The 26,903-nt window shown below is 37.1% G+C and carries 19 protein-coding genes; 7 read left to right on the forward strand and 12 right to left on the reverse strand.

The genetic code is table 11. From position 1 onward, the window contains the following. The first annotated feature begins 7 nt into the window (after positions 1 to 7). From E0Y80_RS04430 to E0Y80_RS04445, 4 genes are all read left to right on the forward strand, one after another. Entirely contained in the window at positions 8 to 1,630 is a 1,623-nt protein-coding gene (locus E0Y80_RS04430; protein WP_156306196.1) for a response regulator, read from the forward strand. A gap of 65 nt (positions 1,631 to 1,695) precedes the next feature. Then, on the forward strand, positions 1,696 to 2,241 hold the full coding sequence (locus E0Y80_RS04435; RefSeq protein ID WP_156306197.1) for a plastocyanin/azurin family copper-binding protein: 546 nt from the start codon (positions 1,696 to 1,698) through the stop codon (positions 2,239 to 2,241). A 118-nt stretch (positions 2,242 to 2,359) separates the two neighbouring features. Then, a complete protein-coding gene (gene lpdA, locus E0Y80_RS04440) occupies positions 2,360 to 3,766 on the forward strand; it encodes a dihydrolipoyl dehydrogenase (protein ID WP_156306198.1) in 1,407 nt (468 codons plus the stop codon). An 85-nt stretch (positions 3,767 to 3,851) separates the two neighbouring features. Continuing rightward, a complete protein-coding gene (locus tag E0Y80_RS04445) occupies positions 3,852 to 4,259 on the forward strand; it encodes an acyl-CoA thioesterase (RefSeq protein ID WP_156306199.1) in 408 nt (135 codons plus the stop codon). Here E0Y80_RS04445 and E0Y80_RS04450 read toward each other — a convergent pair. After that, positions 4,256 to 4,552, reverse strand: a complete 297-nt coding sequence (locus tag E0Y80_RS04450; RefSeq protein WP_156306200.1) for a DUF3817 domain-containing protein — start codon at positions 4,550 to 4,552, stop codon at positions 4,256 to 4,258. The two genes, E0Y80_RS04445 and E0Y80_RS04450, sit on opposite strands and share 4 nt — an antisense overlap. Before the next feature lie 191 nt (positions 4,553 to 4,743). On the opposite strand from E0Y80_RS04450, the gene lpdA (E0Y80_RS04455) reads away from it, so the two are divergent. Both lpdA (E0Y80_RS04455) and E0Y80_RS04460 read left to right on the forward strand, forming a co-directional pair. After that, positions 4,744 to 6,132 carry a dihydrolipoyl dehydrogenase gene (lpdA, locus tag E0Y80_RS04455; RefSeq protein ID WP_156306201.1) on the forward strand — a complete coding sequence of 463 codons (1,389 nt, stop codon included), beginning with the start codon at positions 4,744 to 4,746 and terminating at the stop codon, positions 6,130 to 6,132. A gap of 136 nt (positions 6,133 to 6,268) precedes the next feature. Continuing rightward, positions 6,269 to 6,763 carry a YdcF family protein gene (locus E0Y80_RS04460; protein WP_156306202.1) on the forward strand — a complete coding sequence of 165 codons (495 nt, stop codon included), beginning with the start codon at positions 6,269 to 6,271 and terminating at the stop codon, positions 6,761 to 6,763. Position 6,764: 1 nt separating this feature from the next. On the opposite strand, the gene E0Y80_RS04465 is transcribed toward E0Y80_RS04460, so the two are convergent. Further along, positions 6,765 to 7,802, reverse strand: coding sequence for a DUF2157 domain-containing protein (locus tag E0Y80_RS04465; protein ID WP_156306203.1), 1,038 nt, complete (start codon positions 7,800 to 7,802; stop codon positions 6,765 to 6,767). A gap of 129 nt (positions 7,803 to 7,931) precedes the next feature. On the opposite strand from E0Y80_RS04465, the gene uvrA reads away from it, so the two are divergent. Next, entirely contained in the window at positions 7,932 to 10,781 is a 2,850-nt protein-coding gene (uvrA, locus tag E0Y80_RS04470; RefSeq protein ID WP_156306204.1) for an excinuclease ABC subunit UvrA, read from the forward strand. A 28-nt stretch (positions 10,782 to 10,809) separates the two neighbouring features. Here uvrA and E0Y80_RS04475 read toward each other — a convergent pair whose 3' ends face one another. The 10 genes from E0Y80_RS04475 to E0Y80_RS04520 form a co-directional block, all read right to left on the reverse strand. Continuing rightward, positions 10,810 to 13,512, reverse strand: coding sequence for a M14 family metallopeptidase (locus E0Y80_RS04475; RefSeq protein WP_156306205.1), 2,703 nt, complete (start codon positions 13,510 to 13,512; stop codon positions 10,810 to 10,812). Between the two features lies 1 nt (position 13,513). Then, positions 13,514 to 15,934: an alpha/beta hydrolase family protein gene (locus E0Y80_RS04480; protein ID WP_156306206.1), complete on the reverse strand. Its 2,421-nt coding sequence runs from the start codon at positions 15,932 to 15,934 to the stop codon at positions 13,514 to 13,516. Next, positions 15,912 to 17,465, reverse strand: coding sequence for a S10 family peptidase (locus E0Y80_RS04485; protein WP_156306207.1), 1,554 nt, complete (start codon positions 17,463 to 17,465; stop codon positions 15,912 to 15,914). The genes E0Y80_RS04480 and E0Y80_RS04485 overlap by 23 nt, the downstream gene beginning before the upstream one ends. A gap of 12 nt (positions 17,466 to 17,477) precedes the next feature. Next, complete coding sequence (locus E0Y80_RS04490; RefSeq protein WP_156306208.1) at positions 17,478 to 18,965, reverse strand: RagB/SusD family nutrient uptake outer membrane protein; 1,488 nt, start codon at positions 18,963 to 18,965, stop codon at positions 17,478 to 17,480. A gap of 23 nt (positions 18,966 to 18,988) precedes the next feature. Continuing rightward, complete coding sequence (locus E0Y80_RS04495) at positions 18,989 to 19,579, reverse strand: hypothetical protein (RefSeq protein ID WP_197091483.1); 591 nt, start codon at positions 19,577 to 19,579, stop codon at positions 18,989 to 18,991. After that, positions 19,576 to 22,260: a SusC/RagA family TonB-linked outer membrane protein gene (locus tag E0Y80_RS04500; RefSeq protein ID WP_156306210.1), complete on the reverse strand. Its 2,685-nt coding sequence runs from the start codon at positions 22,258 to 22,260 to the stop codon at positions 19,576 to 19,578. Before E0Y80_RS04500 ends, E0Y80_RS04495 begins: the two co-directional genes overlap by 4 nt. 244 nt (positions 22,261 to 22,504) lie before the next feature. After that, positions 22,505 to 22,933, reverse strand: coding sequence for an energy transducer TonB (locus E0Y80_RS04505; RefSeq protein ID WP_197091484.1), 429 nt, complete (start codon positions 22,931 to 22,933; stop codon positions 22,505 to 22,507). A gap of 55 nt (positions 22,934 to 22,988) precedes the next feature. Beyond that, a complete protein-coding gene (locus E0Y80_RS04510) occupies positions 22,989 to 23,969 on the reverse strand; it encodes a hypothetical protein (RefSeq protein ID WP_156306212.1) in 981 nt (326 codons plus the stop codon). Positions 23,970 to 24,055: 86 nt separating this feature from the next. Next, a complete protein-coding gene (locus tag E0Y80_RS04515) occupies positions 24,056 to 24,706 on the reverse strand; it encodes an alpha/beta fold hydrolase (protein WP_156306213.1) in 651 nt (216 codons plus the stop codon). Between the two features lie 18 nt (positions 24,707 to 24,724). Next, positions 24,725 to 26,836: a type IA DNA topoisomerase gene (locus tag E0Y80_RS04520; RefSeq protein ID WP_156306214.1), complete on the reverse strand. Its 2,112-nt coding sequence runs from the start codon at positions 26,834 to 26,836 to the stop codon at positions 24,725 to 24,727. Between the last annotated feature and the right edge of the window lie 67 nt (positions 26,837 to 26,903).

Genomic DNA, 26,903 nt, shown 5'->3' on the forward strand with positions numbered 1-26,903 from the left:
GTCACCTATGAAAACGATCAATATTCTGATATTGGATGATAAGGAAGAAAATATCATCAGTCTTCACGCCTTATTGCAAGAAGTTGACCACATCAATATAATTAGTTCTACAGATCCTAATGAAGCACTTAAGATTTGTTGGAAAGATGATATATCTATTGCATTAGTTGATGTTCAGATGCCTGAAATTAATGGATTCGAATTTGTATCACTTTTAAAGTCAAATCCTAAAACTAGCCATATTATGGCGATCATGGTTACGGCCATATCCAAAGAAGATAAATACCTTCTTAAGGGACTAGAAAGTGGTGCAGTAGATTACTTGTATAAACCACTGAATCCTGAAATAACGATTGCAAAAGTTAAATCATTTGTCCAGCAAATTCTAATTCAACAAGAGCTTATCCAAAAGAATAAAGAATTAGAGGAGTCCAAAATTGAGCTCCTTAAAACGAGAGAGGAAGCCATTCAAGCAAGAAAGTCCAAAGAAATCTTCTTAGCAAACATGAGTCATGAAATTCGAACTCCTATTAATGGAATTATGGGTATTATGCATATGTTTAAAAGTTCGGAATTATCTGTGGAACAAAAAGATTGGTTAAAGAGACTTGATAATGCATCACATTCATTACTATTGATTATCAATGATATCCTTGATCTTTCGAAAATAGATTCAGGTATGCTGAAGATTGAATTTGAAGACTTTAGCTTAACGAAGATGATTGAGGATATCAATAGAATTTTCAAAATCAAGGCAACGCACAAGAATCTGAAATTCCATATTGATGTAGAAGAAGATGTTCCGCAGTATATACATTATGATTCACTTCGATTACAGCAAATCATTAGCAATTTTGTTTCGAATAGTTTAAAGTTTACGGAAAAAGGGTCGATTTTACTGAGTGTACAGGTTGTAAATAAAGATTTTGAGCGGCATAAATTAAGGTTTGCAGTTAAGGATACTGGGATTGGTATTCGGGAGGATTCAGTAGACAAAATCTTTATGGCCTTTGAACAAGCAGACGATGGAATTACGAAGAAGTTTGGTGGTACGGGATTAGGTTTGGCGATTGTTAAAAGGTTAGCAAAACTATTGAATGGAAATGTAGGTGCGAATAGCGTGTATGGTGAAGGTTCTGAATTCTTTTTTGAAGGATGGTTTGAGGAATCTGCACAAAGTGAAGTAGAAAAAGAGAAAGAAGTTCCCACGTACAACAGTTTTCCAAAATTTGACAATATGCGTGTCTTGGTTGCAGAGGACAATGAATTAAACTCCTTTATGCTTGCCCATATGTTGCGTAGTTGGAATTGTGAGGTTGATATTGTAAAAAATGGAAGATTAGCGTTAGAAAAAGTAGAGGCGGAGCAGTATGATCTGATTCTTATGGACACCCATATGCCCATTATGAGTGGTTTTGAAGCGATAAAAGAAATCAAAAACCATATCATCCCTGAGAAACATGGCATTCCAATTATTACGATATCAGCTTCCGTTTTGGAACACGAACAAGCCGCTGCATTTCAAGCAGGAGCTGACGGTGTAATCGGCAAACCATTTGATCCAATTGAATTATATCAGAAAATAATTCAAGTAACAAATAAGAATAAGAATCCAAAAATCACGTCCTAATGATTTAAAGCTCGTTTAAATCAATAATTTATATTAAATTCGTAGAAATTATATTATAAATAGCTATGAAGAAATTATTTATCATTCCTGCGCTAGTATTAGCAATAGGAATTACTTCTTGTGGCAATAACGCTGAGAAGAAAGAGGAAGGCGCTTCAACCGAAACCACAACAACAACAGAAACTGAAGCTACACCTACAACAACTGAAACTGTACCAGGGATTGAAGACGTAACCTTGTCAAACCAATGGACAGTTGAAGGGAACGATCAAATGCAATTTAACACGACTTTAATTCGCGTAAAAGCGGGTGAGCCTGTAGAATTAACGATGAAAAACGTTGGTTCTATGCCGGTTGAATCGATGGGTCATAACTTGGTTGTTTTAAAACCGGGTGTTGACGTTGCTACTTTTGGTGGCGAAGCTACTGCTGCTGCGGATAACGAATATATTCCTAAATCGGCATTATCTTCAATCGTTGCACACACAAAATTATTAGGACCAGGTCAAGAAGATAAAATTACATTCACATTAGAGAAAGGTGTTTATCCTTATCTATGTAGTTTTCCTGGACACTTCGGAATTATGCAAGGAAAAATCGTTGCTGAATAATTCAAAAAAAAATAATATGAAAAGGGCTCCAAAATTGGGGCCCTTTATTTTTACCATTTTCCCTCGCTTAATATGCATTTAAATAGTAAATTTGCCACGTAAACAAAGAAAAAACTCTATGCAATACGACGTAATCGTAATCGGAAGTGGTCCAGGTGGTTATGTTGCCGCTATCCGCTGTGCACAATTAGGCTTAAAAACGGCTGTCATTGAAAAATATAGCACATTCGGAGGTACCTGTCTTAATGTAGGATGTATCCCATCCAAAGCATTGTTAGATTCATCAGAACATTATCACAATGCAGCACACAGCTTTCAAGATCATGGTATTAACCTAAGCAACCTTAAAGTAGACATTAAAAAAATGATGGCTCGTAAGGATGATGTTATCGCGCAAAATACTGCTGGTATTACATTTTTATTTAAGAAAAATAAAATTGACAGCTTCCAAGGCGTAGGTTCATTCGTTGACAAAAACACCATTAAAGTTACAGGCACAGATGGTAAAGTTGAAGAATTAAGCACTAAAAATGTAATTATTGCAACTGGTTCAAAACCATCAGTTCTTCCATTTTTACCAGTCGATAAAAAAAGAATTATCACATCAACAGAAGCATTAAGCCTAACTGAAATTCCAAAGCACCTAATCGTAATTGGGGGTGGAGTAATCGGGTTAGAATTAGGATCTGTATATGCAAGACTAGGATCAAAAGTTTCTGTTGTTGAATATGCAAAATCAATCATCCCTACTATGGATGCTGGTTTAGGTAAAGAACTACAACGTGTCCTTAAGAAAAGCTTAGGAATGGAATTCTTTATGAGCCATAAAGTTACGGGAGCTACGTCGAAAGGAAAAACAGTTACCGTAACTGCTGAGGATTCTAAAGGCCAAAATGTTGTTTTAGAAGGAGATTACTGTATTGTTGCAGTTGGTAGAACTGCCTACACTGAAGGATTAGGTCTTGAAAACATAGGCATTAAGACCGAAGAAAGAGGAAATAAAATTCCTGTGAATGATCACTTGGAAACTTCAGTTGCTGGAGTTTATGCAATTGGAGATGTTATTAAAGGAGCTATGTTAGCTCATAAAGCAGAAGATGAAGGTATCTATGTTGCTGAAGCAATTGCAGGACAAAAACCACATATTGATTATAACTTAATTCCTGGAGTAGTATATACATGGCCTGAAGTTGCTGCAGTTGGTAAAACTGAAGAACAATTAAAAGAAGAAGGTAAAAAATATAAAGCAGGGAGTTTCTCATTCAAAGCCTCGGGACGTGCAAAAGCATCAGGAGATACAGATGGTTTCATTAAAGTATTAGCTGATGCAGATACAGATGAAATCTTAGGTGTTCAAATGATTGGTCCAAGAGCTGCGGATATGATTGCTGAAGCAGTTGTAGCGATGGAATACCGTGCATCTGCTGAAGATATCGGTAGAATTTGCCACGCCCACCCAACCTTTACGGAAGCATTTAAAGAAGCTGCCCTAGCAGCTACTGCGAATAGAGCTATCCACGCATAATTAAAATAGAAAAAGGCATTCTCAATACAGAATGCCTTTTTTATTTTTGACTCCATTTTGACCAATTTTTTTCATATTTTAAGTTATGAACTTTTACACTCGAAAATGGGTCAAACCTGAAGACCTAAACCCTAACGGTTCCTTATTTGGCGGAACCTTATTAAGATGGATTGACGAAGAAGCAGTGATTTATGCTATCGTACAACTCGGGAACCCACACGTCGTAACAAAATATATTTCTGAGATCAATTTTGTTAGCTCAGCCAAACAGGGAGACATTATAGAATTAGGAATTGAGGCGATCAATTTTGGGACGACCTCATTAACGATGCGATGTGTTGTCAGAAATAAAATCACAAGAATGGTGATATTATCAATTGACAAATTAGTTTTTGTGAATTTGGATAAAGATGGTACCCCTACCCCACATGGCAAAACTGAAATAACATATGCCTATATGGGGATAGAACCCAATATCAACAAAAGAGACTAGGCAGTCTTTTGAGCGACAATTTCTTTTTTAAGGTCTTTTTCAACCCAAAATGAAACAATAGGTATCAGACTTAAAAAGAAATATTTCACAACACGGCCAATCTTCCAATTGTAGGTTTGCCAACAAGCAATTAGTAATATTACAAATAAGACGACTAAAAATCCATGTATGGATCCTGCAACGCGTACAGCCTCAGGAATTCCTGCGATATACTTTAAGGGCATAGCAACAAAAAATAACAAAACGGTAGAGATTGCCTCCCAAAGGGCAACTTGCTGAAATATTCTTAACATATAAATTACTATTAATCAGCGCAAAGAAAAGGAAATCATTTAGGTAAACGAAATCCCAAATTCTGAAGTGACCTCGAAATGACATATAGGGTATAAAAATGACGTTCTTGGGGAAAAGATATGACCTGACTAAATAAAAAATGTGTATTTTTGATGAATTGTATTTGCAAACATAACGACAATTAATATTTATGAATTACGACATTATTGTTATCGGTAGTGGTCCGGGTGGATACGTTGCGGCAATCAGAGCTGCACAATTAGGATTCAAAACTGCCATTATCGAACGTGACGCATTAGGTGGAATCTGTCTTAACTGGGGCTGTATTCCTACCAAGGCACTTTTAAAGAGTGCACAAGTATTCGAATATTTAAATCATGCTGCCGATTATGGTATCAAAGTAAATGGTGGAGAAGCCGACTTTGAGGCTATTGTGAAAAGAAGTCGTGGTGTAGCAGATGGCATGAGTAAAGGTATACAGTTCTTGATGAAAAAGAACAAGATCGATGTGATCATGGGTACTGCAAAAATTAAAAAAGGTGGTAAAATCGAAGTCAAAGCTGCAGATGGCTCTACAAAGGAATATACTGCTAAACATACAATCTTAGCTACAGGAGCACGATCTAGAGAATTACCTAACCTACCCCAAGACGGTAAAAAAATCATTGGATACCGTCAAGCAATGAACCTTCCTAAACAACCTAAGTCAATGGTCGTAGTAGGATCAGGTGCAATCGGTGTTGAATTTGCTTATTTCTATAATGCAATTGGTACCAAAGTTACGATCGTAGAATTTATGGATCGTATCGTTCCTGTTGAAGATGAAGAAATCTCAAAACAATTAGAAAAATCACTAAAGAAAGCTGGAATTAATATTCTTACGAAATCTGAAGTTCAATCTGTTGACACGAAAGGTGACCTTTGTAAAGTTACTATTAAAACAGAGAAAGGTACAGAAACCTTGGAAGCAGAGGTTGTACTTTCTGCAGTAGGTATTACGCCAAACATTGAGAATTTAGGTCTTGAAGAAGTTGGAGTAAAAACGGATAAGGGCAGAGTTTTAGTTGATGATTTTTATAAAACAAATATTGATGGCGTTTATGCAATCGGAGATATCGTTAAAGGTCAAGCCCTTGCACACGTAGCATCTGCTGAAGGTATTACCTGTATTGAAAAAATCAAAGGCTTACACGTAGATCCGATTGATTATAATAACATTCCTGGATGTACCTATTGTTCTCCTGAAGTAGCTTCTGTAGGTTTTACGGAAAAAGCTGCTAAGGATGCAGGTTATGAAATCAAAGTTGGTAAATTCCCATTTTCAGCATCTGGTAAAGCTTCGGCTGCTGGAGCTAAAGATGGCTTTGTAAAAGTTATTTTTGACGCGAAATATGGTGAATTCCTAGGAGCACATTTAATTGGTGCAAATGTTACTGAAATGATCGCTGAAGTAGTTGTTGCTCGTAAATTAGAGTCAACAGGTCACGAAATCATTAAATCAGTACACCCTCACCCTACAATGAGTGAAGCTATTATGGAAGCAGTTGCCGATGCATACGGTGAAGTAATCCATTTATAAGATAATAACATCAAAAAAAGCCACCTCTGGGTGGCTTTTTTATTTCTATTTGATATCAGTTGAATTAAAATAAATACATTTTAAGATATAAAATGTCGACATTTTTTATAGATTTGAATAATAATAAAAATAAAAAATGAAAGCTATAATTATGGTTCTTGGTTCACCGAATGATAACAATGGCAATCTTTCAACATTTGCATTTGATAGATTGTACCGAACCTATGATTTGGCAGAATCAAACGAAACTTCCAAGATACTGTGTACCGGTGGAGTTGGAGAACATTTCAATAAAACCGATAAACCACATTTTTACTATGCTCAAGAATTTCTAAAACTTAAAGGCATTGATCCTAACCGATTTCTACCAGGTATCGCTTCAAAAAACACTGTGGAAGATTTTTCGCTTTCAAAATCAATGATCGAGGAAATAAAACCGGACCTGCTCATCATTATTACCTCTGAATTCCATATGGAAAGAGTCAAGATATTAGCTGAGGCAATTATTCCTGATTCGACTAAATTTTATGTTTCTGTTGACACTTCCCTTTCTTCATTAGAGATGAGACCTTTAATAGAACACGAAAAACATGCATTAAATTTTCTCAAGGAGAATGGAATAAAATATTAATTTATTTTTTCTTCCAAATACTTTCCGCCCATCTTCCAACAAACCAAAAGGATATCGCTAATAAAAGGAAGAATATGGTTCGGTTTATATTATCCCATAAATATTCAACAAATCTAGTGTAGAGATTCAAAATAAAGAATACGAAACCTATATCTCGGGCTACATGATTTTTGGTTTTCATGCCATAAATTGCTAACCCTAATGACAAGCCAACTCCTAATAAACCCCAATAAAAGATTTCGTATTGCCTAACACTTGACCATTTATCAAAATCGCTGTAATTTCCAAAAATGGACAATAACCATAAAGCAATCATGGTATATAAGAGTCCAACAGCAAATGATGTGGATTGAAAAACCTGAATAGATTTAATTCTCGGCTGCACAAAAATAGCGAAAGCGGTCAGGAGCAAACCAAAAATGGTAAATCTTAGTGGATAATTCATTCCCCAAAACTTAAAGCCCCAGTTGCTATGGAAAGCAGTTTCCGTAGCAAACCAAATACCTAATGCGACTAATGTGAATACCCAAAGCAATTTTGAAGTTAATTTGATGGAAAGAATGGCATATATTATGATAGACATCAGAAACAACCAAGTGAAGTGGTATTCATTTCGATCTAAAACCTGGCCTAAAAACCCAATGCTCGCTGCCGTTGAAAAAGCACCTGCCAACATGAGGGTTTCGTTGGAAAAGTTTTTATCGGGATTTTTGGCTTTATTCCTGAATCCCAGGATATAGAACAATACAGCCAGGCCAGCAAATCCCAAACAGAAAATAACATTTGGAGTTTCATAAAATTTTTCCACAAGATCCGACAGGTAACCATCCGAAAACAGAGATACAACTGAAAAAATCAAGGATGCCAAAGCTATCCAAAAGGCATACCTAGCCAACATTCCCCATTCAAACCCTTTGTCATCAAGGTTGTTCTTTAATTCTTCAGATTTCTCTGTGCTTAGCAATCCCTCGCGCTCCCAATGCTCTACAGCTTGCTCAATTGTTTCTCGTTCAGATTTATTTACGTCTAATTTCTTCAAAATGTCGCGCTTTGTTGATTAAAGGTAATACTTTTCAATAATCCTGCCTAATAGAAGATTAGCCTTTCGGTTCTTAAAAATCTCTACCTAAAAATCTGTAACTTTGCATTTTGCTAAAAGGATAGATTAATGGCCGTAAAAAAAGCAGTAGACCTCGGAGATCAAAGCGAAGTAGAAGTTTTTGGTGCTCGAGTGCATAACCTCAAAAATATAGACGTATCATTTCCAAGAAATCAACTCGTTGTCATTACCGGATTAAGTGGGAGTGGAAAGTCCTCTTTGGCTTTCGACACTATTTATGCGGAAGGACAAAGACGTTATATGGAAACTTTTTCTGCATATAGCCGTCAGTTTTTAGGAGGTATGGAGAGACCAGATGTGGATAAAATTTCCGGTCTTAGCCCAGTTATTTCTATTGAACAAAAAACAACTTCCAAAAACCCAAGGTCGACAGTAGGAACAATCACTGAAATCTATGATTTTCTAAGATTGCTTTACGCAAGAATTGGTGAAGCCTACTCCTACGTTACCGGGAAAAAAATGGAACGTATGTCTGATGATGAAATCACAGACAGAATTCTTGGTGAATTCAATAATGAAGGAATATACATCCTTGCTCCAGTTGTAAAAGGGAGAAAAGGTCATTATCGGGAACTATTTGAACAAATCAGAAAGCAAGGATATACGAAAGTTCGAGTTGATGGTGAAATATTAGACCTAGTAGCAAAGATGCAGGTTGACAGATATAAGATCCATGATATTGAAATTGTGGTCGACAGAATCCTAGTTGAAAAAGAAAGTCGCAAAAGGCTTTTTACTTCGATAGGTCAGGCACTGAAAACTTCTAAAGGTATTATTAAGATTGCCAACAAGGAAAATAAAGAACAATTTTTCAGTAGGTATCTGATGGATGCCGAATCTGGAATTTCTTATGATGAACCGCAACCAAATACATTTTCATTCAACTCTCCATATGGGGCATGTCCAAAATGCGATGGATTAGGTTATATTTATGAAATAGACAAAAAAATTGTTATTCCTGATCGTAGCTTAAGTATCCAGAAAGGTGCTATTGTTCCATTAGGTCCAGTTAAAGATTCCTGGAATTTCGCAGTTCTAAAAGCTGTAGCTAAAAAATATGACATCTCTCTCTCCACTCCTGTCGATAAGATTTCCGAAGAATTAATTGACAATTTATTATTTGGTGAAGAGGAGCCTATCAACTTAACTGTTTCTTATGGTTCATATGGAGCTAGGGAATATAAGGTTCAATTTGCAGGTATTTTTAAAATGCTTGAGGAAATGAGTGCGAAATACAGTGAGGATACACAAGGCTTAGATGAATTTAGAACCCAAGTAATCTGTCCTGAATGTCATGGCGCACGTTTGAAAAAGGAATCTCTGCATATCAAAGTAGCTGATAGAAACATTTCAGAGTTAGCAGAGATGGATATAGTTGCCTTGAGTGAATGGTTCGACGGGATTGAAACCAAACTTTCAGAAAGACAAAACATTATTGCAACGGAGATTATTAAAGAAATCAAGACCAGAATAGGATTTTTGTTAGACGTAGGTTTGAATTACTTAACCTTAAACCGTAGTTCGAAAAGTTTATCAGGAGGTGAAGCACAACGTATTCGTTTGGCGACGCAGATTGGTTCACAATTAGTCAATGTGCTATATATTCTAGATGAACCTAGTATCGGCTTACATCAACGCGATAATGAGCGTCTTATCAATGCTCTTAAAAACTTAAGAGATATCGGTAACTCAATCCTAGTTGTAGAACACGACAAGGATATGATTCTACATGCAGACTATGTTATTGACATGGGTCCAGCGGCAGGATTACATGGCGGGAAGGTGGTTGCACAGGGAACCCCTAAACAGTTGATGAAGGAAAATACCCTGACAACAGATTACTTAAACGGAACAAGAGAAATAAAAGTCCCTGCTGAAAGGAGAAAAGGGAATGGCCATAAGCTATCATTAAAAGGTGCAAAAGGGCATAATTTAAAAAATGTCAGTATCGACATACCTTTAGGGGAATTGGTACTCGTCACAGGTGTATCAGGATCAGGGAAGTCAAGTTTGATCACTAATACCCTTTATCCTATTTTGAATCATCATTTCTTTAGGGCTAAAGCGAAACCACTAGCATACGATAAAATTGTAGGTTTAGAAAACATAGATAAGGTTATTGAGATTGATCAATCTCCAATAGGAAGAACCCCAAGATCAAATCCTTCTACTTATACTGGTGTATTTTCAGATATTCGTGCATTATATGTGCAGTTACCGGAATCAAAAATACGAGGTTACAAACCGGGGCGATTTTCATTCAATGTAAAAGGAGGAAGATGTGAGACCTGTCAGGGCGCAGGAATGAAAATTATTGAGATGAATTTTCTTCCTGATGTTCAAGTTCCCTGTGAAACCTGCAACGGAAAGCGCTATAATCGAGAGACATTAGAAGTTCGCTATCGAGGAAAGTCTATTTCTGATGTTTTGGACATGAGCATAGATGAGGCAGTAGGATTCTTTGAAAACATTCCTTCCATCTATAGAAAAATTAAAACCCTTCAAGATGTTGGGTTAGGATATATTACTTTAGGCCAATCTTCGACAACGCTATCTGGAGGGGAGGCTCAAAGGGTAAAACTGGCGACAGAACTCTCTAAAAAAGATACTGGGAAAACTTTTTATATACTGGATGAACCTACTACAGGATTACATTTTGAAGATGTCAATGTATTATTGGGAGTCATCAATCGACTGGTAGATCGCGGTAATACGGTATTGATTATTGAACATAATCTGGATGTGATCAAAGCTGCTGATTGGGTCATCGACATGGGGCCTGAAGGAGGCAAAAATGGTGGTAAGCTTCTATTCCAGGGTACTCCAGAAGATTTAATTAAGCAGAAAAATTCCGAAACGGGTAGATTCCTGAAAATCGAAATGAACTATAATAAATAAAAGAAAGGGAGCTTTTTGCTCCCTTTCATTATTTATAAAGCTGATTGAACAACATTTTAAATGTACCGTGACTTTGCGCCCGATTGGTAATCTCAGGACCAATAGCAACTAGTTTTCCTTTTCCAATTTTAGACACTAGACCAATATTTACATCTTTTAAATACTGCTGTCCATGTGCCCAACCACTCAATAAGGATTTATCTGTTGTAATAGCCCCCAACGAATACAATTGATCAGAATTCTGGAACTTAAATACCGGACTGTTATTAAATACAATATTTAGATCTTTAGGTAGGCCATAGTTTTCAGGTTTCGTGATGTCGACTTCTGCTTTGAGGATACTAGTAGGAACATAATATTTTACATTGGATAATTTGATCTTTTTACCATCTTTCCCTGTTTCCATTAATGGATTTTCTACTGGTAAATTAAAATGATATACTAGATCTGAAGAAGATCCTACAGTTAAGATCTGCCCGCCATTCTCAACAAAAGATTTGAGAATAGGCAATGATTTTTCAGTTGACACAGCGCCTAACATATGCTTATAACGCTCTGGTACTATGGATTCGTCAACCGATCTACCACCACTATTTGAACCAAATGCAGGAATACCTTGACCAATAAATAATAGGACATCAAAATTCTTAATAGAATTATTGTCAATATCTTGAGGATAAAACAGTTTACAGTCAAAACCATATTGTTCAAGAATCCACCTTACCCATCCAGAAGGCATACTACCTCCATAATAATCAAATAATCCAATTTTCATAGATTCTACAGGCTCTAACTGTTTAGGTTTTGAAGAAACTGTCTGGCTCTGCAAACCTAACTGATTTCCAAATTCCTTTAGTTTGTTTCCTTCTTTTGCATCCACATAGAAATCTTTAGTGGCCAGATCTCGATATACTTTTACTCCGGACTTAAGCAATTGGTTTACGGCTATAAATGCATCATTGGCCTTTCCATTGATTAAATAGCCAGCCTTAGAGTTAGAAACCTCCCTAGCCAATGGATTCAGTAAAACTCCATGTTCTTTTTGTTCTAGGGGAGCATTGAAATCATCATACACTTTATCATAATCAACGCCCATTTGCATGGCTAAGGTCCAGCCTGCAGCATCATATGGACGAATGGGAGGGCCACCTTCATATTCAACATCATGCGGATGATCCTGTGCCTCGAACATATCTAAAACTTGTGGCCTAAAAGCCTGATTGGTTTTAACAACTATAGAACCCTTTGGATATTTTTTTCCATTTAAATCAAATTCTGAAGTCGCTTGATAAACATACACACCAGATTTAATCAATGCATTTGTAAACTTGATTACAGTCCCAAAATCTGCCTGGTCTGCTGAAAGGATATATGCCCGAGGATCGCGTTTTGATTTATCATTGAAGATTGCCTCAAAATAGCTATTAGGGATTATCTTCGAGCGATAGTAAGAATTGTTTTCCTCTTTCTTGATTTTCCCTGAAGCAATATCAGCATCATAAGCCTTTTCTATTGATTCAGCATATTTTGGATACTTTGTCCATGTATCTGTATTACCTCTATCAATAGAATTTTTACCCATTTTATAGAAATTATACAACAGTTTATCACCGTTTCTAGCTGCATAGTCAAGTATTGCAAAGTTCATCGATACGGAATAGTCAATTGATTTTCTGAAATTCCATTTTTGAGGAGAAACCGGGAATGGAAGACCATTTCTAGGAATTTGTCTTTCTGCAACTAAAGGGATCTCTGAGGGAGTTGGATTACCCGTAATTTCAGTTAATATTCCTATCATATTATGGAAATATGGAGCTGTCCTCAATCCGCCATTCCACCAAGTTGAAAATCCAGATTGGTCCATCCTGACATATCCAGGCTTGTCTTCCTCATTAAGTCTGTTGATCATAGAAAAGCCTACCCCATCAATTCCGGTAACTAATAAAGGATCGAAAACATAATTGAAAGGATCTCTATAAGGAGGTCCAGCAACGATGGTTCCATCAGGAGAAGTCTGATGATGATTATAGATAATCTGGGGCAACCAATCTACATAGACAACTTTAGCCAGATTGCTAGCCTCCTTCATATTATACATAAAGAAATCCCTATTATTGTCATGACCAACATATTTCTGATATAAGGTTGGAATGGACATGTTTCTTTTCTTTACATCATCATATTGCATATACCAATCCGCCAACAAATCCTGACCATCCGGATTGACATGCCACATCAGGACAACAACTTTATCCAGATAATTATTGATTTCAGCATCATTTCTATTGGTTAATTGATAAAAGGTTTCAACCAATTGATGCGAGCCAACCATTTCATTGGAATGCATACCCCCATCTATCCAGACAACAGGTTTTCCCTGAGTTGACAATTCTTTCGCTTCATCCTCAGATATGCCTTCTGCACGTCCTAATGTTTGAGAAATTTTCCTATATTTTTCTATATTCTTTAGGTTATCAGGAGAAGATATAATCATTAAATATTGCTGTCTTCCTTCTTCGGTCAAACCTGCTTTTTGGATAATAACGCGGTTGGATTCCTTAGCAACCTTTAAGAAATAACTTTCCATTTGCTTATAATTGGCAAGCTTATAGTCATCCCCAATATTATAACCAAAATGGTCTTTAGGACTTGTTACTTGTTGGGCAGTACCATAATTGAACTGACCGATCAAAAGGGCAACAAGAACTGATTTTATGGTGTTTTTAATCATTTTATTTTTTATTTTTTACATATTTTTCCAACCATTGATGCTGCTCCCAAAAAGTATGCAATACCCCTTCTCTACTTCTGTAGCCATGGAATTCCTTAGGTAGTAGAACCAATCTGACGATACCGCCATGTCCTTTGACAGCCGCATAGAGGCGTTCACTTTGGATGGGAAAAGTACCGGAATTTTCATCATCCATACCATGAGTCATTAGCAAAGGTCTTTTGATCTGTGGTGCATAAGTGAATGGAGACATCGCGTCGTAGGTATCTTTTGCTTCCCAATAAGTTCTCGCTTCACCTTGAAAACCAAAGGGGGTCAAGGTTCTGTTATATGCCCCACTTCGTGCGATACCAGCGGCAAACAAGTCAGTATGCGCCAATAGGTTGGCTGTCATAAATGCTCCATAAGAATGTCCTCCAACGCCAATTCTATTTCTATCAGCAACCCCCAAATCAACCACATAATCAATCAATGCACTTGCATTGTCCTTAATCTGCTCGATAAAAGTATCATTAGGTTCTGATGTTCCTTCTCCAACAATTGGCATGTCAGCTTGATCGATGACCGCATATCCTTGAGTAACCCAAAATACCGGTGATCGAAAAGCTAATCTTGGAAATCGATTCGGTGATCCCTTTACTTGGCCTGCAGCTTCCTTCGTCTTGAATTCACGAGGATATGCCCAAACCAATACCGGTAATGGTGCATCTCCTTTTTTGAAACCTTCAGGAACATACAACACCCCTGATAATGTCAAGCCATCTTTTCGAGGATAGGATAATAAGGTTTTTTGAACATTAGCAATGCTTGGGTAAGGATCTGTAAAGGATGTAATCTGTGACTCCTTCTTATTCTTGAGGTTGATAGCGAAAACATTAGGAGCATCTTTAGCAGATTCCCTAGAAACATACACTACCCCAGTATTATTAAAAAACACTGGTTCTTCGTAGAATCCTCTTTTTGATTTATATAAGGTATCCTGTTTTCCATTTTCCACATTCCATTTCATCACAAATGGTCGGTCACCTTCTGCGGAAGCGCCAAGACCTTGGGTAAAAACAGAGCCTTTTCCATCGGTTAACAATAAACCTTTTGCATTCTTGATAAAGGTTCCTGGATCAGTATAAGTATCTTCTGATTTTCGAGTAGAAAGTACCTTGGCGACTTGATTGGTTTTAGAATTTAACAAGGTTAATTTCGAAGATCTGTCCTTACGCCAATTTTCAGCAACAATAGCGATTCCATCTCCCCATTGAACGCCTCTTACTCTATAGTTAGCAGAATAAATTTTAGTAGAACCTGATAGATCAAAAGGTGCATGCAATTCAAAAAGCTCATCTCTGATCTCAGATTTGGTATTTGGATTTCCTTTATCAAAAGCTTGAACATATATTAATGAAGCATCTTTATCTTTTCTCCATTCAAAATCTCTTGGTCCCTCTAAGACAGCATCAAAACTGATAGGAAGGTTATCTGCCAATGGAACAGTATAAATATCTTTAACTTTTGAACCAGATGCTGAATATACTGCAACCTCTACTGGGAATAAATAAATGGGAACCAAATAGGAATATGGTTTTACCACCTTTTCTGTTAAAATGTATTTCCCATCTGGGGAATAGGATACTGATTTAAATATACCCTTTATTCCAATAGGTTTTGCATTACCTTGAAGGTCAACCTGAACCAGATCAGAGGATAGGTAATATTCCATTAAGCTTTCATCATAGGCATTTGCCAATAAATTCTGATAGGTTCTACTTGGAGTGATACCGCCAAGGTTTTCCTGAACTACGGGACCTGTAGGAACTGGATTCTGAACGGGCACATCGCCGCGGTTTGAAATTACCTGTTGAGCCAACAAGGCTGTTCCATCAGCATTCCATTGAAAAGTACTGCCATAGGTATCATTCACTTTACTAAGAACTTTCTTGGCTGTTTTTGTATTCAAATCTGCAATCCATAGTTCGGTATCCTGCAAAGACTTATTTAAGAAGGCAAATATCCCAGGCTTTGAAGACCATTTAACATCAGCAATCTGCAAATCCTGCGGTAAACCGTTGATATTAAAATCAGAATTCTTGCTAAGGTCTCGAACCTTAATTCCTTTATAAGTGCCTAAATTTTCAGCAACTGTAGTATTTGTCACAGGGTTGATCCTCAACCCTGCTATACCCAAAACGGGTTGAGATGCCTGAATGATGGTCTGGAATCCTGGAACATCCAATACTAACATATATTTCCCATCAGGGCTGAATTGTTCAACAGGAATCTGTGGAGCATCCACTAAATCCACAATCGATTTTGGTGGAAGTTGATAGTTAATGGCTTGTTGAGCAAATCCTAGGCTACTACTTGTCAAGAAAGCAATAAAAAGGCTTGCTTTCAAATAATTTTGGTTAGTTTTTTTTATAGAAATCATCAGCATCTTTATTTAATTGTACCATACAATCTTTCGGCATATAAACCATATGCCCGGCTTCATAATAAGTAAAGGAAATTTTTTCCTTTTGTTCCGGTCTCAAATTCATGTGCTTCATTACATATTCAGCAGCATGATAAGGAGTGGCTAAATCATAGTAACCACCAATAACCCAAACCTTTAAGTCTGGATTCTTTGCCATTGCCTGTCTCAATAATTCTGAAGCATTCAAGTATTTATTTTGAACATTATTATAATTCCAAGGAGAAACAGCGCCGGAGAAATCATATGGTAATTCATTTTTAAATTTAAGTTCCGTCCTAATATAATGATTCATTGCGGAAGAAAATGTTCCCGCTGTCTTTCCCGCAGGATCAAATTCAAATCGATCTGATGCATCATCATAATCACGACCTATCGATCGACTGTCTAAGCGACCAACCGTCAGACCTTCGTCTCTTCTTAATTCCTTACAGAATTTATGGATATTGATTCTCAAATTAGTTTCTTTTATATAGGCTTTACTTAATCCTGTATAACGAGCTAATTTGGTGGCAATCTGTTCATACTCTTGCTCTGTCAGATCAGTTCCCTTGTTCAGTGCCAGAATATATTCTGAATTGGCAAAATTTTCAACCTCGTCTAAGGTTGTCCTTAAATTATTTTGCAGACTAGGATCCAATTGCTTATGATAGAAGGCGGTTGCAGTGTAAGTAGGTAAAAAAAGATGATACGGTAAATCATTCCCAATTTCAAATCGGGCAGTCTGCATATTCAAAATTGAACTTAGCATAATGACACCATCAAAATACATGCTATATCTGTCCTGTAAATATTGAACTAGGCCTGCTGCTCTCGGGGTACCATAACTTTCACCCATGATATATTTCTTGGAATTCCAGCGTTCATTTTTTGTAACATATAAACGGATAAAGTCCGCTACTGACTGAACATCTTCCACAAAACCATGAAATTGCTTTGGATCCTCTCCCTTTACAGCACGGCTATATCCTGTAGATATGGGATCAATAAAGACCAAATCACTTTTATCTAACCATGTCTCTGGATTATCTCCGTAGCTATACGGATAGACTGCATCACCCTCCTCGGTTAAGGTAGGCCTTTTAGGCCCCATAAAACCCATATTTACCCATACGGAAGCTGATCCAGGACCACCATTAAATGCAAAAGTAATGGGGCGATCTTTTTTATTGCTGGCGATATAAGCAATAAAGAATACATTTCCTTTTGGATTTCCATCTTCATCTTTCAATTGGATATATCCTGATTGGGCAGTGTACTCCAAACTTCCTGATCTTAGCTTAGCTACATGCTTTGTTTCTACAACTTTAGGAATCAGGGCTGAATTTGAAGAAATAACCGAGCTGTCTAATTTTATGGTTTCTGTTGCTTTATTCTTACTGTATTGAGGTCCTCGTGGAATATTGGGCGCCAAACTTTGCGCCCAACCAGTAGAAAGGATCAACATGCATGCTAAGAAGCATATTGTTTTTAAATTTTTATAATTCATGAATAAGTCCTATTAATTGTTTTCCATTAAATTGTTCAATATCAGTTCGTTGCTAGGGATGGGCAAAATATAAGCGGGATCATCTGTTGGAACTGCAGCAATTGCATGTTGTGATTTTGCGGGAATGGTTAATCCTAAACGCATGATATCACCATTACGAATTCCCTCACCGACGAATTCAATTCTGCGCTCTTCTATGATTCTGTTTAAATAAGCATTGACATTGGCAAAGGATGAGGCACTCAAAGAAGAGCCTTGATTGGATCGACCGTATACAGCGTTCAAAAAAGCCAATGAACGAGCATCGACTGTATTAGTTGTTCTAGCTAAAGCCTCAGATAAGTTCAATAAAACTTCGGAGTATCGAATTACCGGGGCATAATCGATATACGGTGATGCTTGGTTGAATTTTGTTAACCATGCCTTACCCGTTTTTGTTCCTATTTTGGTCAGGCTTTTTCTCGCATCAGAATCTACCCATAATGGGGAGGAATAAATTCCTTCCACTTTATTCAAAGAATACTCTCCCGCTCCATTACTGGTCGCAGTACCTCCATCACCCGTTCCAGGTAAATAATATCTAGACAGTGCAGAACCAGGAGCATCATTGTTTGTAAAAGGCATAGAGAATATAGACTCATTGCTCGAATAAGGGGATTTAAAGATGTCTGCGAAATTCGCTTCCAATTTATTTCCGACCCCTGAACTTGCTATGAATGGTGCTGTTGCCGGAACTAATTTATTAGCTTCTGTTACGACTTTTGCATAGTCACGCATACTCAGGTAAACACGTGTTTTTAAAGCTATTGCGGAGTTTTTATGAGCTCTTGTTGTGTTTAGGAATGCTGATGAATAATTGCTTGGCAGATTCTGCTCTGCAAAATCTAAATCCGCCAATACTTGCTTATAGGTATCTGCAACGGAACTTCTTGCTAAGTCATAATTACCGGGACCTGTATTACCTGTAAGCCGCAATGGCAGTCCAGGCTTGCTTCCATTCCCATCCCAATATGGTCTAGCATAAAATTGCAATAGATAATAATAAGTCATACCACGTATGAGTCTTGCTTCGGCGCGATAGTTATTGGCTACGGCGGCATCTAAAACCGCATCTCCACCATTATCCATATTGTCGAGAAAAACATTGATCTTATTAATGGATGCATATAAGGCCACCCAGATATCATTAACATCGGTTGTTGTAGTCTGTGGCAACATAGAATACATGGTAGAACCAGTTGCTGCATTCATATTGCTACAGTGGAATTCTCCTGTACGAACGTCAGAAATGATGGTATACCAACTGCCTAAATAACTGGTGGTTTTCATACTTGCATATAGGCCATTTACTTGGCTTAATATACGTTCTGGGGTACTAAATGCTGTAACATCTGTGATCAGTGTTTTGGGTTGAGGATTTAACCATTCCTCTTTTTTGCAACTGCTAAACAATAATGTTAATCCGGTTGCACATAATATAATCGATTTACTTGATTTCATTTTTCTAAGATTATTGTTTGCCATTAAAATCCAACATTAAGTCCAAAAGTGAATGTTCTCGCATTCGGTGCCTGGTTCTTGTCCACTCCTTGTCTAATTGCATTATTTCCATTCGTGGTCACATCTGGATCATAACCTGTATATTTTGTCCATAGGGCTAAGTTTTGTCCACTGACATAAACGCGAATGTTGCTCAATTTCATTTTACTTACTACTGTACTTGGAAGGGTGTAAGAAAGCATTACATTCTTTAAGCGTAAATAATCTGTTGAAGAAATATTATGGGTCAAAGGAAGGGTATTACCATTGGAAACATTATCATTATTTACAACACGAGGAATATCTGTTTGATCTCCTGGATTTTGCCATCTGCGCATCAAGTCAACAGAGTTATTCCAAAAACGTAAATCACGCATGGTGCCTCTGTTTCCATTCATCATATATCCTCCCAATTGATAAGTTAATAGAACTGTCAAATCAACCCCTTTATAATTGAAGGTATTTGACCAACCCCCAAACAATTTTGCTGCAGTTGGTTTGTAAGGTTTGGCATCATCTGCAGGAGTGATTGCTCTGGCACGTGTTCCGTCCTCATATTCCCACTGATATTTCACATCATTCTTTCCGGTAATACTCTGTTGATAAAACACCTTCTTCCCATCACCATCAATAAAAATTCGACGGCCAGTTTCTGGATCAACACCGCGGTCTCGATGGCATAAAGCATACCTGCTGACTCGCCGGGTAATGTTATTGTCATCCCATCTAAAGTTCCAGAAATAATGCTCGGCACGCCATTGGCAAGAGTTACAACTTCATTATGGTTTGTTGTCAAGTTAAATGAGCTATTCCAGCCGAAATTTTCCTTTTTAATCGGAGCACCGCTTAAAGTGAATTCCAAACCACTATTAAACATTTCTCCAACGTTTTGAAGGATACTATTGGCGGTACCGTTTGGAACTCCTGCAGATGGAGGCAAAGGGACTGCAAAGATTAACCCATCAATGGAATTCTTGTAATAGCCAATCTCACCGGTGATTGCAGAATTAAATAAAGCAAAATCAACACCTACATCAAATTTCTTACTTGTTTCCCATTTTAAATCTGGGTTGCCTGTTACCGAATAAGTTAATCCTGGCTGGCCGCCATATAAAATAGCAGAATACGTATTGATGGCGCCGAAATCACTTAAACCACCAACATTTCCAACCTTACCAAAACTGCTTCGCAATTTGAAAGCATTAATTTTTTGTCCTAATGAGCTTGAAGACCAGAATGATTCTTTCGCTAAATCCCATCCTCCAGATATTCCCCAGAAAACACCTTTCTTGTTGTTTAATCCTAAGGCTGAATATTCATCCTGTCTTAGGTTTGCGGTAAAGAAATATTTCTTTTCATAATCATATTGGAATCGGGAGAACAGAGAAAATAAGTAATTATTTATTTCTTGATTGTCCGTCCTATAGTCGAAGACATTCTGCCAACCTCCTTGAATATTCGAATAGTAAGGATCTGTTTGTCCGGTACGTTCCAATCCAAACATTGATCCGGTTGTGCGTTGCTGCTCCTGTCCTAATAATAAGTTAAAGCTGTGCTTATCATAATTTTTGTCCATAGTCAAGGTATTGGTCCATACCCATCTTTGACGTTTAGAGCTAACACTGCTCGCGGAGCCATTGCTACCTAAGCCCTCTCCTGTTATTGGAGAAGAATAATTATTATAATCAACATTACGATAATCGATACCATAAACTGATTTATAGGTAATCCAGCTCAATGGTTTAATCTGAACATAGGCATTGGACTGAACATTATTACCGGTATTGTTGGAATAATTATTCAATAAAGAAATTACGGGGTTATAAAATCCTAAACGAGATTGATTTAAATGCCCGGTATTATCCATCAACCCTAAAAATCCATTGGAGGTAACATTAAAGGATCCATCATTATTATATGGGCCAATAATAGGGGCTGAAATCAAAGCAATACGAGCCATTGCTCCAGAGGATGATGAAGACTGAAAGCCACCACTACCACCAGATGCAGTCGCCATAGCAGCCAAGTTATTTTCATTCACATAGTTCAATTTAACTCCTAATTTCAACCAATCCGTAGTGGTATTATCAATATTGAACATTGCTGATTTTCTATTGAATCCATTTTTCTGGAAGATACCTTGTTGATCGGTATAAGCAGCAGAGCCATAATAGGTTGTTTTTTCCGTAGCACCAGAAATATTGATGTTATGGCTATGGGAGGTTCCAGTTTGATAGATATAATCGTACCAACGAGTGTCAATGGTATTACCATTTGCATCCTTACTCAATCCGTAATAGTTGGTGTTTTCATTGTAGGTACCATCATTCATTAAAGCTTCATTTTTGATTTCCACATATTGAGAAGCATTTAATAATTCTGGAAGTCTGTTTGCAGTGGTGTATCCTAACCAGCCTTCATAATTAACTTTAGCATTTCCACGTTTTCCTTTTTTTGTGGTGATAAAAACTACACCATTTGCTGCACGAGAACCATAAATACTTGTCGCGGCAGCATCTTTTGCGATATCGATACTTTCGATATCAGCGGGATTAATTGCCGAAAGAGGGTTAGCTGCTGCATAACTTGGTCCGGAATCATCGTTATCATTGAACGCAGGAACTCCATCGATGACAACTAGAGGATAGGTACTTAAGGATAATGAATTTGTACCTCTGATTTTGAAAACTGGGGCTTGATTTAATACCCCCGCACTAGTATTTACCTGAACGCCGGATGAACGTCCTGCCAATGAGGCATCAAAACTTTGCACCGGTAAATTGGCAACTTCATCACCTTTTAAGGAAGTTAAACTTCCAGTAGTTTCTTTACGGCTTTGGGTACCATAACCAATTACCACTACTTCATCCAACTCTTCATTGGATTCGGAAAGCGTTAAGTTTATGGGATTGGAATTTAATACCAGATGTTCAATAGGCTGATATCCCATTGAAGTAATAACTAAAACACTATTACGAGGTACTTTTAAAGTAAAATTTCCTGTAGAATTTGTGGATGTACTAATACTCTTTCCTTTCACAGTAATAGAGACTCCTGCAACAGGGCTACCATTCTTATTAACGATTCTTCCATTAATTTCAATTTCTTCTTGATAAGAAATTGAGTTTCCATATTCTTCCGCAAATATAGTATTAGGAAAACTTAAGAGTGAAAGGCAGGTAAAGCCAATAAGGGACCATCTGCTTGTAAAAAACAGAGGTTTTGCCCAAGGATTTGGACAGTTAGATTGTTTCATAAATTTCAATTTAGGGTAGGTAATATTCTTTAAATTAATTCATTTTTCGAACAACCTATCAGGAAGGTGGTCTTTTCATATATAGTATTTTTTAATTTAGGTTCTCCAATATTAAATACTAAATGAAAAAATAACAACAGAAAGTTAAAATAAATATGATTTTTTCTGTAAAGATACTTTTACAAAAAACTTTCCAAAAGAATTAAACGTCATTTTTACAATACTAATTAGTTTTAGCAATAAATTAGTATGATTCTAGGATGGCGGTAATTGGCTGCCGTATGCGTGTTCTAACAGGTAATTTATTCTTGACAGCGGGAGTCCATTTTGGTGATTTTTTCATTACCCGCAATGCTTCTTTAGCAAAAGCTGGACTAATTTTAGACTGATTTACTATTTCAAATTCACAGACTTCCCCATCTTCACAAACGGTGAATTCAAGGATAGCAGTTTGTCTTAATCCATATTCCACATATTGAGTGCTATCCATTTCCATAATGGCATCAGCAATGTCCATATTTCTTTCCAGGAAGTTTTGCCAACCCCGTTGACCACCTTGAAACTGGGCTATAGCATCCACCTCTCGGACGATACTGCTATCTACCATAGGCTTATCCTGTCCAATTGCGAACAGGGATATGGAAATAAAAATGCAAACCAGTAAAACCCTCATCACTAAATAATTATACATTACTAATTTACGAATTATCGAGCAAGAAAATTAAAAATTATCTCGGGAGTTCAATGTTTTCGAGGAAATTATGCTGTTCATCCAATATAAAAGACATGGGATGTTCTGGATTCTTTATGATTTCAAACAAGATAAATCCCCAGGGTTTCCAAAAACTTTCCAAAACCTGTCCATAGGTTTTGACTGTCCATTGATCAAATATGGGTTTCAATGTCCAATCATTTAAAGGCATAGGTTCAACATACACTTTCTCTCCGACTTCCATATAGGTATATTCCGGTAAGCGATTGAATAAATAAGCAGAATAGAAATAACGGGCACATATTTCTTCAAACTGAATGGGATGAAGAATCTTTCCATCAACCTTTTTAAGTATATCTTCATGGTAAATTTCATGAACACCATTATCCTGTAAGGTGGCAATAATTGCAAAATCCTTCATTCGGAGTGAAAAAATCAGTGTGTTGATTTCATCCCGATACATAAAAGTTTCAGCTGTGCTATCTACTGGAAATACGGCAAAAGTGAAAGGATTTTTCTGCTCAAACTCCATTGGAACAATCAATGATTGCAGCATAAAATGAAGGTTTTTGAATTTCTGTACCAATGCTTGAGAAAAATTCAACTGCTCTCCAGAAATAAATGCCTGTCTTATCCCAACTTGTATCTCATTGAATACCACTCCATAAAGTATTTTGCTAACCCATTGAAATAGAGTTATCTGGTCTAAATTTTTGACGGCTGAATAACCCAATCCTACAGCATCCTCCACTTTTTTTTCCAGCTCTTCAAAAAGATCAGATACAGGTGTTGAACATGGCAATTGCAATTGCTTATAGGTAACCATACTCTCATCCAACATTTTAAAAGGTTTATCCTCCAAATCAAAGGAACGCATCATCCATTGTGGAAATACCTGTATTTTCTCGTTGTCTGAATTTAATGCTTTACCTGACAAGAAACATGTTTTGTTGTCGAAATGAAAATCTAAAAATGGATTGTAAAGTCTATTTGCCATATGCTGCAAAGGTAGCACAAATCAAATATTAGGAAAGCTATCGCAAGACAATTGACCGCAACATGACTTTATGAACAGTCATCAAATTAAAGGAGAAAGTTACGAATAGGAAAAGAAAGCTCTGTCGCCTTATTCCAAATCATAAAATGTCCTCCACCTTTAATCCGGATTGTATAATCAACATTTTGAATAGGAATTAGGCGATCTTTATCACCATGTATATGAAGGCAATTCACTGGAACATGAGTATTTGTCCAATTTACAATCTTATCAACTGCCCATTTCTGAAAATCAGGGTCGGTAGTTTTGATGATATCTTCTAATAACCCCTTTTCTTCATCAGTCTTTACACCAAAAATCCAATGCAATAAAATATGAGGGGCATGCTTTCCATTTCCGTCTGGAAGTAATTTATGTAGTGAAAGGTATTTAGATACGCCTAACACTTTAGGAAGTTCATCCTTGGTTTTAGCAGATGATATCAGGACAGTCTTTTTGAAATCATAATATTTGGATAGTTCGGCAATACACATACCGCCAAAGGACAGGCCTAAAACGACAGCCCCCTGTTTGGGAATATGATAATGTTCAGCCAAGCGGAAAACATAACTCTCCAATGCTTCTGAAGGTCGAGGTTTTAACCAATCGATATAGACTACCTGAAAACCTGAGAAGTCTATTTTCGAAAATACCCTACGATCAGCACCTAAACCCGAAAAAACATAGATAGTGTCCATCTAACTAAGTTAATGAAATCAGCCTACATTTACTTTAAAGTTTTCGAAAATCAAGGCCGCTGCAACTACTTGGCCATCCTGATTTTTGACCCCTTGCATAACAGATGTTTTTCCTTTTTCAAGAAGGTTCTTCATTTCCTTCTCATCCAGGAAAACACCGTTTAATGTTCGCCATATCTTAAAATCGCAGCCACGAGCATAATGATCACATTGCGCAACCTTATCATAAAGTTGAATATTTCCTTTGGAACATTTTGGACATTTTATCTTCCCTTTTTGTAGGGGTTTGAGTTCTTCATGGGCAATGGCCACTCTCAATTGCAAGAGTTCTTTTGTAATTTTCTCAGTATAGTCCTTAATATGTTTCATGAACACATCATAACTTACTTTATTGGCACGCATTTCCTCTAATTTTTGCTCCCATTTCCCGGTTAGAGTAACTTTAGCAATTGAACGGTCTTTTACCAAATAATAGACTGAGAGACCCTTTTCGGTAGGTATGAGTTTCTTTTTATCCCTCTTGATATAGTCCCTTTGAAACAGGGTTTCTATAGTTGCAGCACGAGTAGCCGGTGTTCCAAGGCCACAATCTTTCATTGCTTGACGCATCTCCTCATCCTCAATTTCTTTACCTGAGGTTTCCATTGCTTTTAATAAAGAGGCTTCGGTATGGATTGGTCTTGCTTTGGTAAACCTTTCTGCAAGGTCCAAGGTCAGAACTTCTAACAGCTCCTCGACACTTAGTTTGGGCAGCTGAGCATTCTCATTATCCTGATCGTCACTGTTCTTGTCTTCATCTGGCAATTCAACTTGATCAGCAGATAACCGCCATCCATATTGTCGAATTACTGTACCCTTCGCAATCAATTCAATATCGGCTGCATCAATTGTCACGGTGGTAATATCCTTTAAGCATACTTCAGAAAAACTTTCTACCATACGCTTTGCAATCATATTGTAGATATTCTGCTGATCCATCGGCATGGGTCCTGGCTTTTCATCAGTAACCAATAAGGCATGGTGATCTGTAACCTTTTTATCATCAACAGACCTCTTATTCAATTTAGCGCCAATCAAGTTCTTGCTGATAACAGCTATTTGCTCTTGAGCTGTATCTGCTAAATGTTGGAATAATTCTTCAATCTTCTCGAAAACGTCTTCTCCAATATATCGTGAACCAGTACGAGGATATGTGATAACCTTCTTCTCATAAAGTGTTTGAGCGATACTTAATGTCTGATCTGCAGAATAACCGAACTTTTTGTTGGCGTCCTGCTGTAATGAGGTCAAATCGAATAATAATGGAGGTTGTTCCTTGGTTTCTTTCGCTTCGACATTCTTTACCAAAGCATCCATCCCAACATTGAGTTTTCCAAATGCAGCTTCAGCTTCTTCTTTTTTATCAATTTTATTGGAAGTAGCCTTAAATTGGATGCCTTCTTTTTCAAAGCCGGCCTGAATTTTATAGAATGTTTGGGGTTTAAAATCTTTATTTTCGAGATATCTCGAACAAATCATTGCCAATGTTGGAGTTTGTACCCTTCCTAATGACAATAATCCTCTGTTACCAGCGGCCAATGTTAATGCTTGAGTAGCATTGATACCAATTAACCAATCAGATTCAGATCGAGAACGTGCAGACATGTAAAGGCTATCATATTCAATTCCTTCTTTCAAATTTGCAAATCCTTCTTTAATTGCCTTGTCTGTTTGGGAAGAGATCCATAAGCGTTTAAAAGGTACATTTGAATTTAAATAATAATAAATATTTCTAAAGATCAATTCGCCCTCACGCCCAGCATCTGTTGCAACAATAATCTCTTCAGCATCTTTCAACAAAGATTTAATGGTATTCAGTTGCTTTAAAGCCCCTGAATCATCAATTTGCTTCCCATCACGCTTTACTTTTTTTACTTCTAACTCAAATTCCTTTGGAATTATGGGGAGATTGGAGACTGACCAATTGTGAAATCCATAGGCTTGGGGCGTACATAGTTGAACTAGATGCCCAAAAGCATATGTAAAGGCATAGCCATTTCCTGAAATATATCCGTCTTTAACTTCCTTTGCTCCCATTACTCTTGCTAAATCTCGCGCTACAGAAGGTTTCTCAGCTATTACTACTTTCATTCAATATCTTCACTTGAAACTCTTATAATGAGCTTCATTCTTTAATAAAATATAAAATTCAAAACGC

The sequence above is a fragment of the Sphingobacterium endophyticum genome, from assembly GCF_009733535.1.
GTDB lineage: Bacteria > Bacteroidota > Bacteroidia > Sphingobacteriales > Sphingobacteriaceae > Sphingobacterium > Sphingobacterium endophyticum.

Excerpts from the sequence above, each read along its gene's own strand:
- E0Y80_RS04500 (WP_156306210.1), bottom strand. The coding sequence starts at position 22,260 with ATGAAACAATCTAACTGTCCAAATCCTTGGGCAAAACCTCTGTTTTTT.
- E0Y80_RS04430 (WP_156306196.1), top strand. The coding sequence starts at position 8 with ATGAAAACGATCAATATTCTGATATTGGATGATAAGGAAGAAAATATC.
- lpdA (WP_156306198.1), top strand. The coding sequence starts at position 2,360 with ATGCAATACGACGTAATCGTAATCGGAAGTGGTCCAGGTGGTTATGTT.
- E0Y80_RS04445 (WP_156306199.1), top strand. The coding sequence starts at position 3,852 with ATGAACTTTTACACTCGAAAATGGGTCAAACCTGAAGACCTAAACCCT.
- E0Y80_RS04480 (WP_156306206.1), bottom strand. The coding sequence starts at position 15,934 with ATGATTTCTATAAAAAAAACTAACCAAAATTATTTGAAAGCAAGCCTT.
- E0Y80_RS04520 (WP_156306214.1), bottom strand. The coding sequence starts at position 26,836 with ATGAAAGTAGTAATAGCTGAGAAACCTTCTGTAGCGCGAGATTTAGCA.
- E0Y80_RS04490 (WP_156306208.1), bottom strand. The coding sequence starts at position 18,965 with ATGAAATCAAGTAAATCGATTATATTATGTGCAACCGGATTAACATTA.
- E0Y80_RS04435 (WP_156306197.1), top strand. The coding sequence starts at position 1,696 with ATGAAGAAATTATTTATCATTCCTGCGCTAGTATTAGCAATAGGAATT.
- E0Y80_RS04505 (WP_197091484.1), bottom strand. The coding sequence starts at position 22,933 with ATGAGGGTTTTACTGGTTTGCATTTTTATTTCCATATCCCTGTTCGCA.
- E0Y80_RS04515 (WP_156306213.1), bottom strand. The coding sequence starts at position 24,706 with ATGGACACTATCTATGTTTTTTCGGGTTTAGGTGCTGATCGTAGGGTA.
- E0Y80_RS04460 (WP_156306202.1), top strand. The coding sequence starts at position 6,269 with ATGAAAGCTATAATTATGGTTCTTGGTTCACCGAATGATAACAATGGC.
- E0Y80_RS04450 (WP_156306200.1), bottom strand. The coding sequence starts at position 4,552 with ATGTTAAGAATATTTCAGCAAGTTGCCCTTTGGGAGGCAATCTCTACC.
- E0Y80_RS04510 (WP_156306212.1), bottom strand. The coding sequence starts at position 23,969 with ATGGCAAATAGACTTTACAATCCATTTTTAGATTTTCATTTCGACAAC.
- E0Y80_RS04475 (WP_156306205.1), bottom strand. The coding sequence starts at position 13,512 with ATGATTAAAAACACCATAAAATCAGTTCTTGTTGCCCTTTTGATCGGT.
- E0Y80_RS04485 (WP_156306207.1), bottom strand. The coding sequence starts at position 17,465 with ATGAATTATAAAAATTTAAAAACAATATGCTTCTTAGCATGCATGTTG.
- lpdA (WP_156306201.1), top strand. The coding sequence starts at position 4,744 with ATGAATTACGACATTATTGTTATCGGTAGTGGTCCGGGTGGATACGTT.
- uvrA (WP_156306204.1), top strand. The coding sequence starts at position 7,932 with ATGGCCGTAAAAAAAGCAGTAGACCTCGGAGATCAAAGCGAAGTAGAA.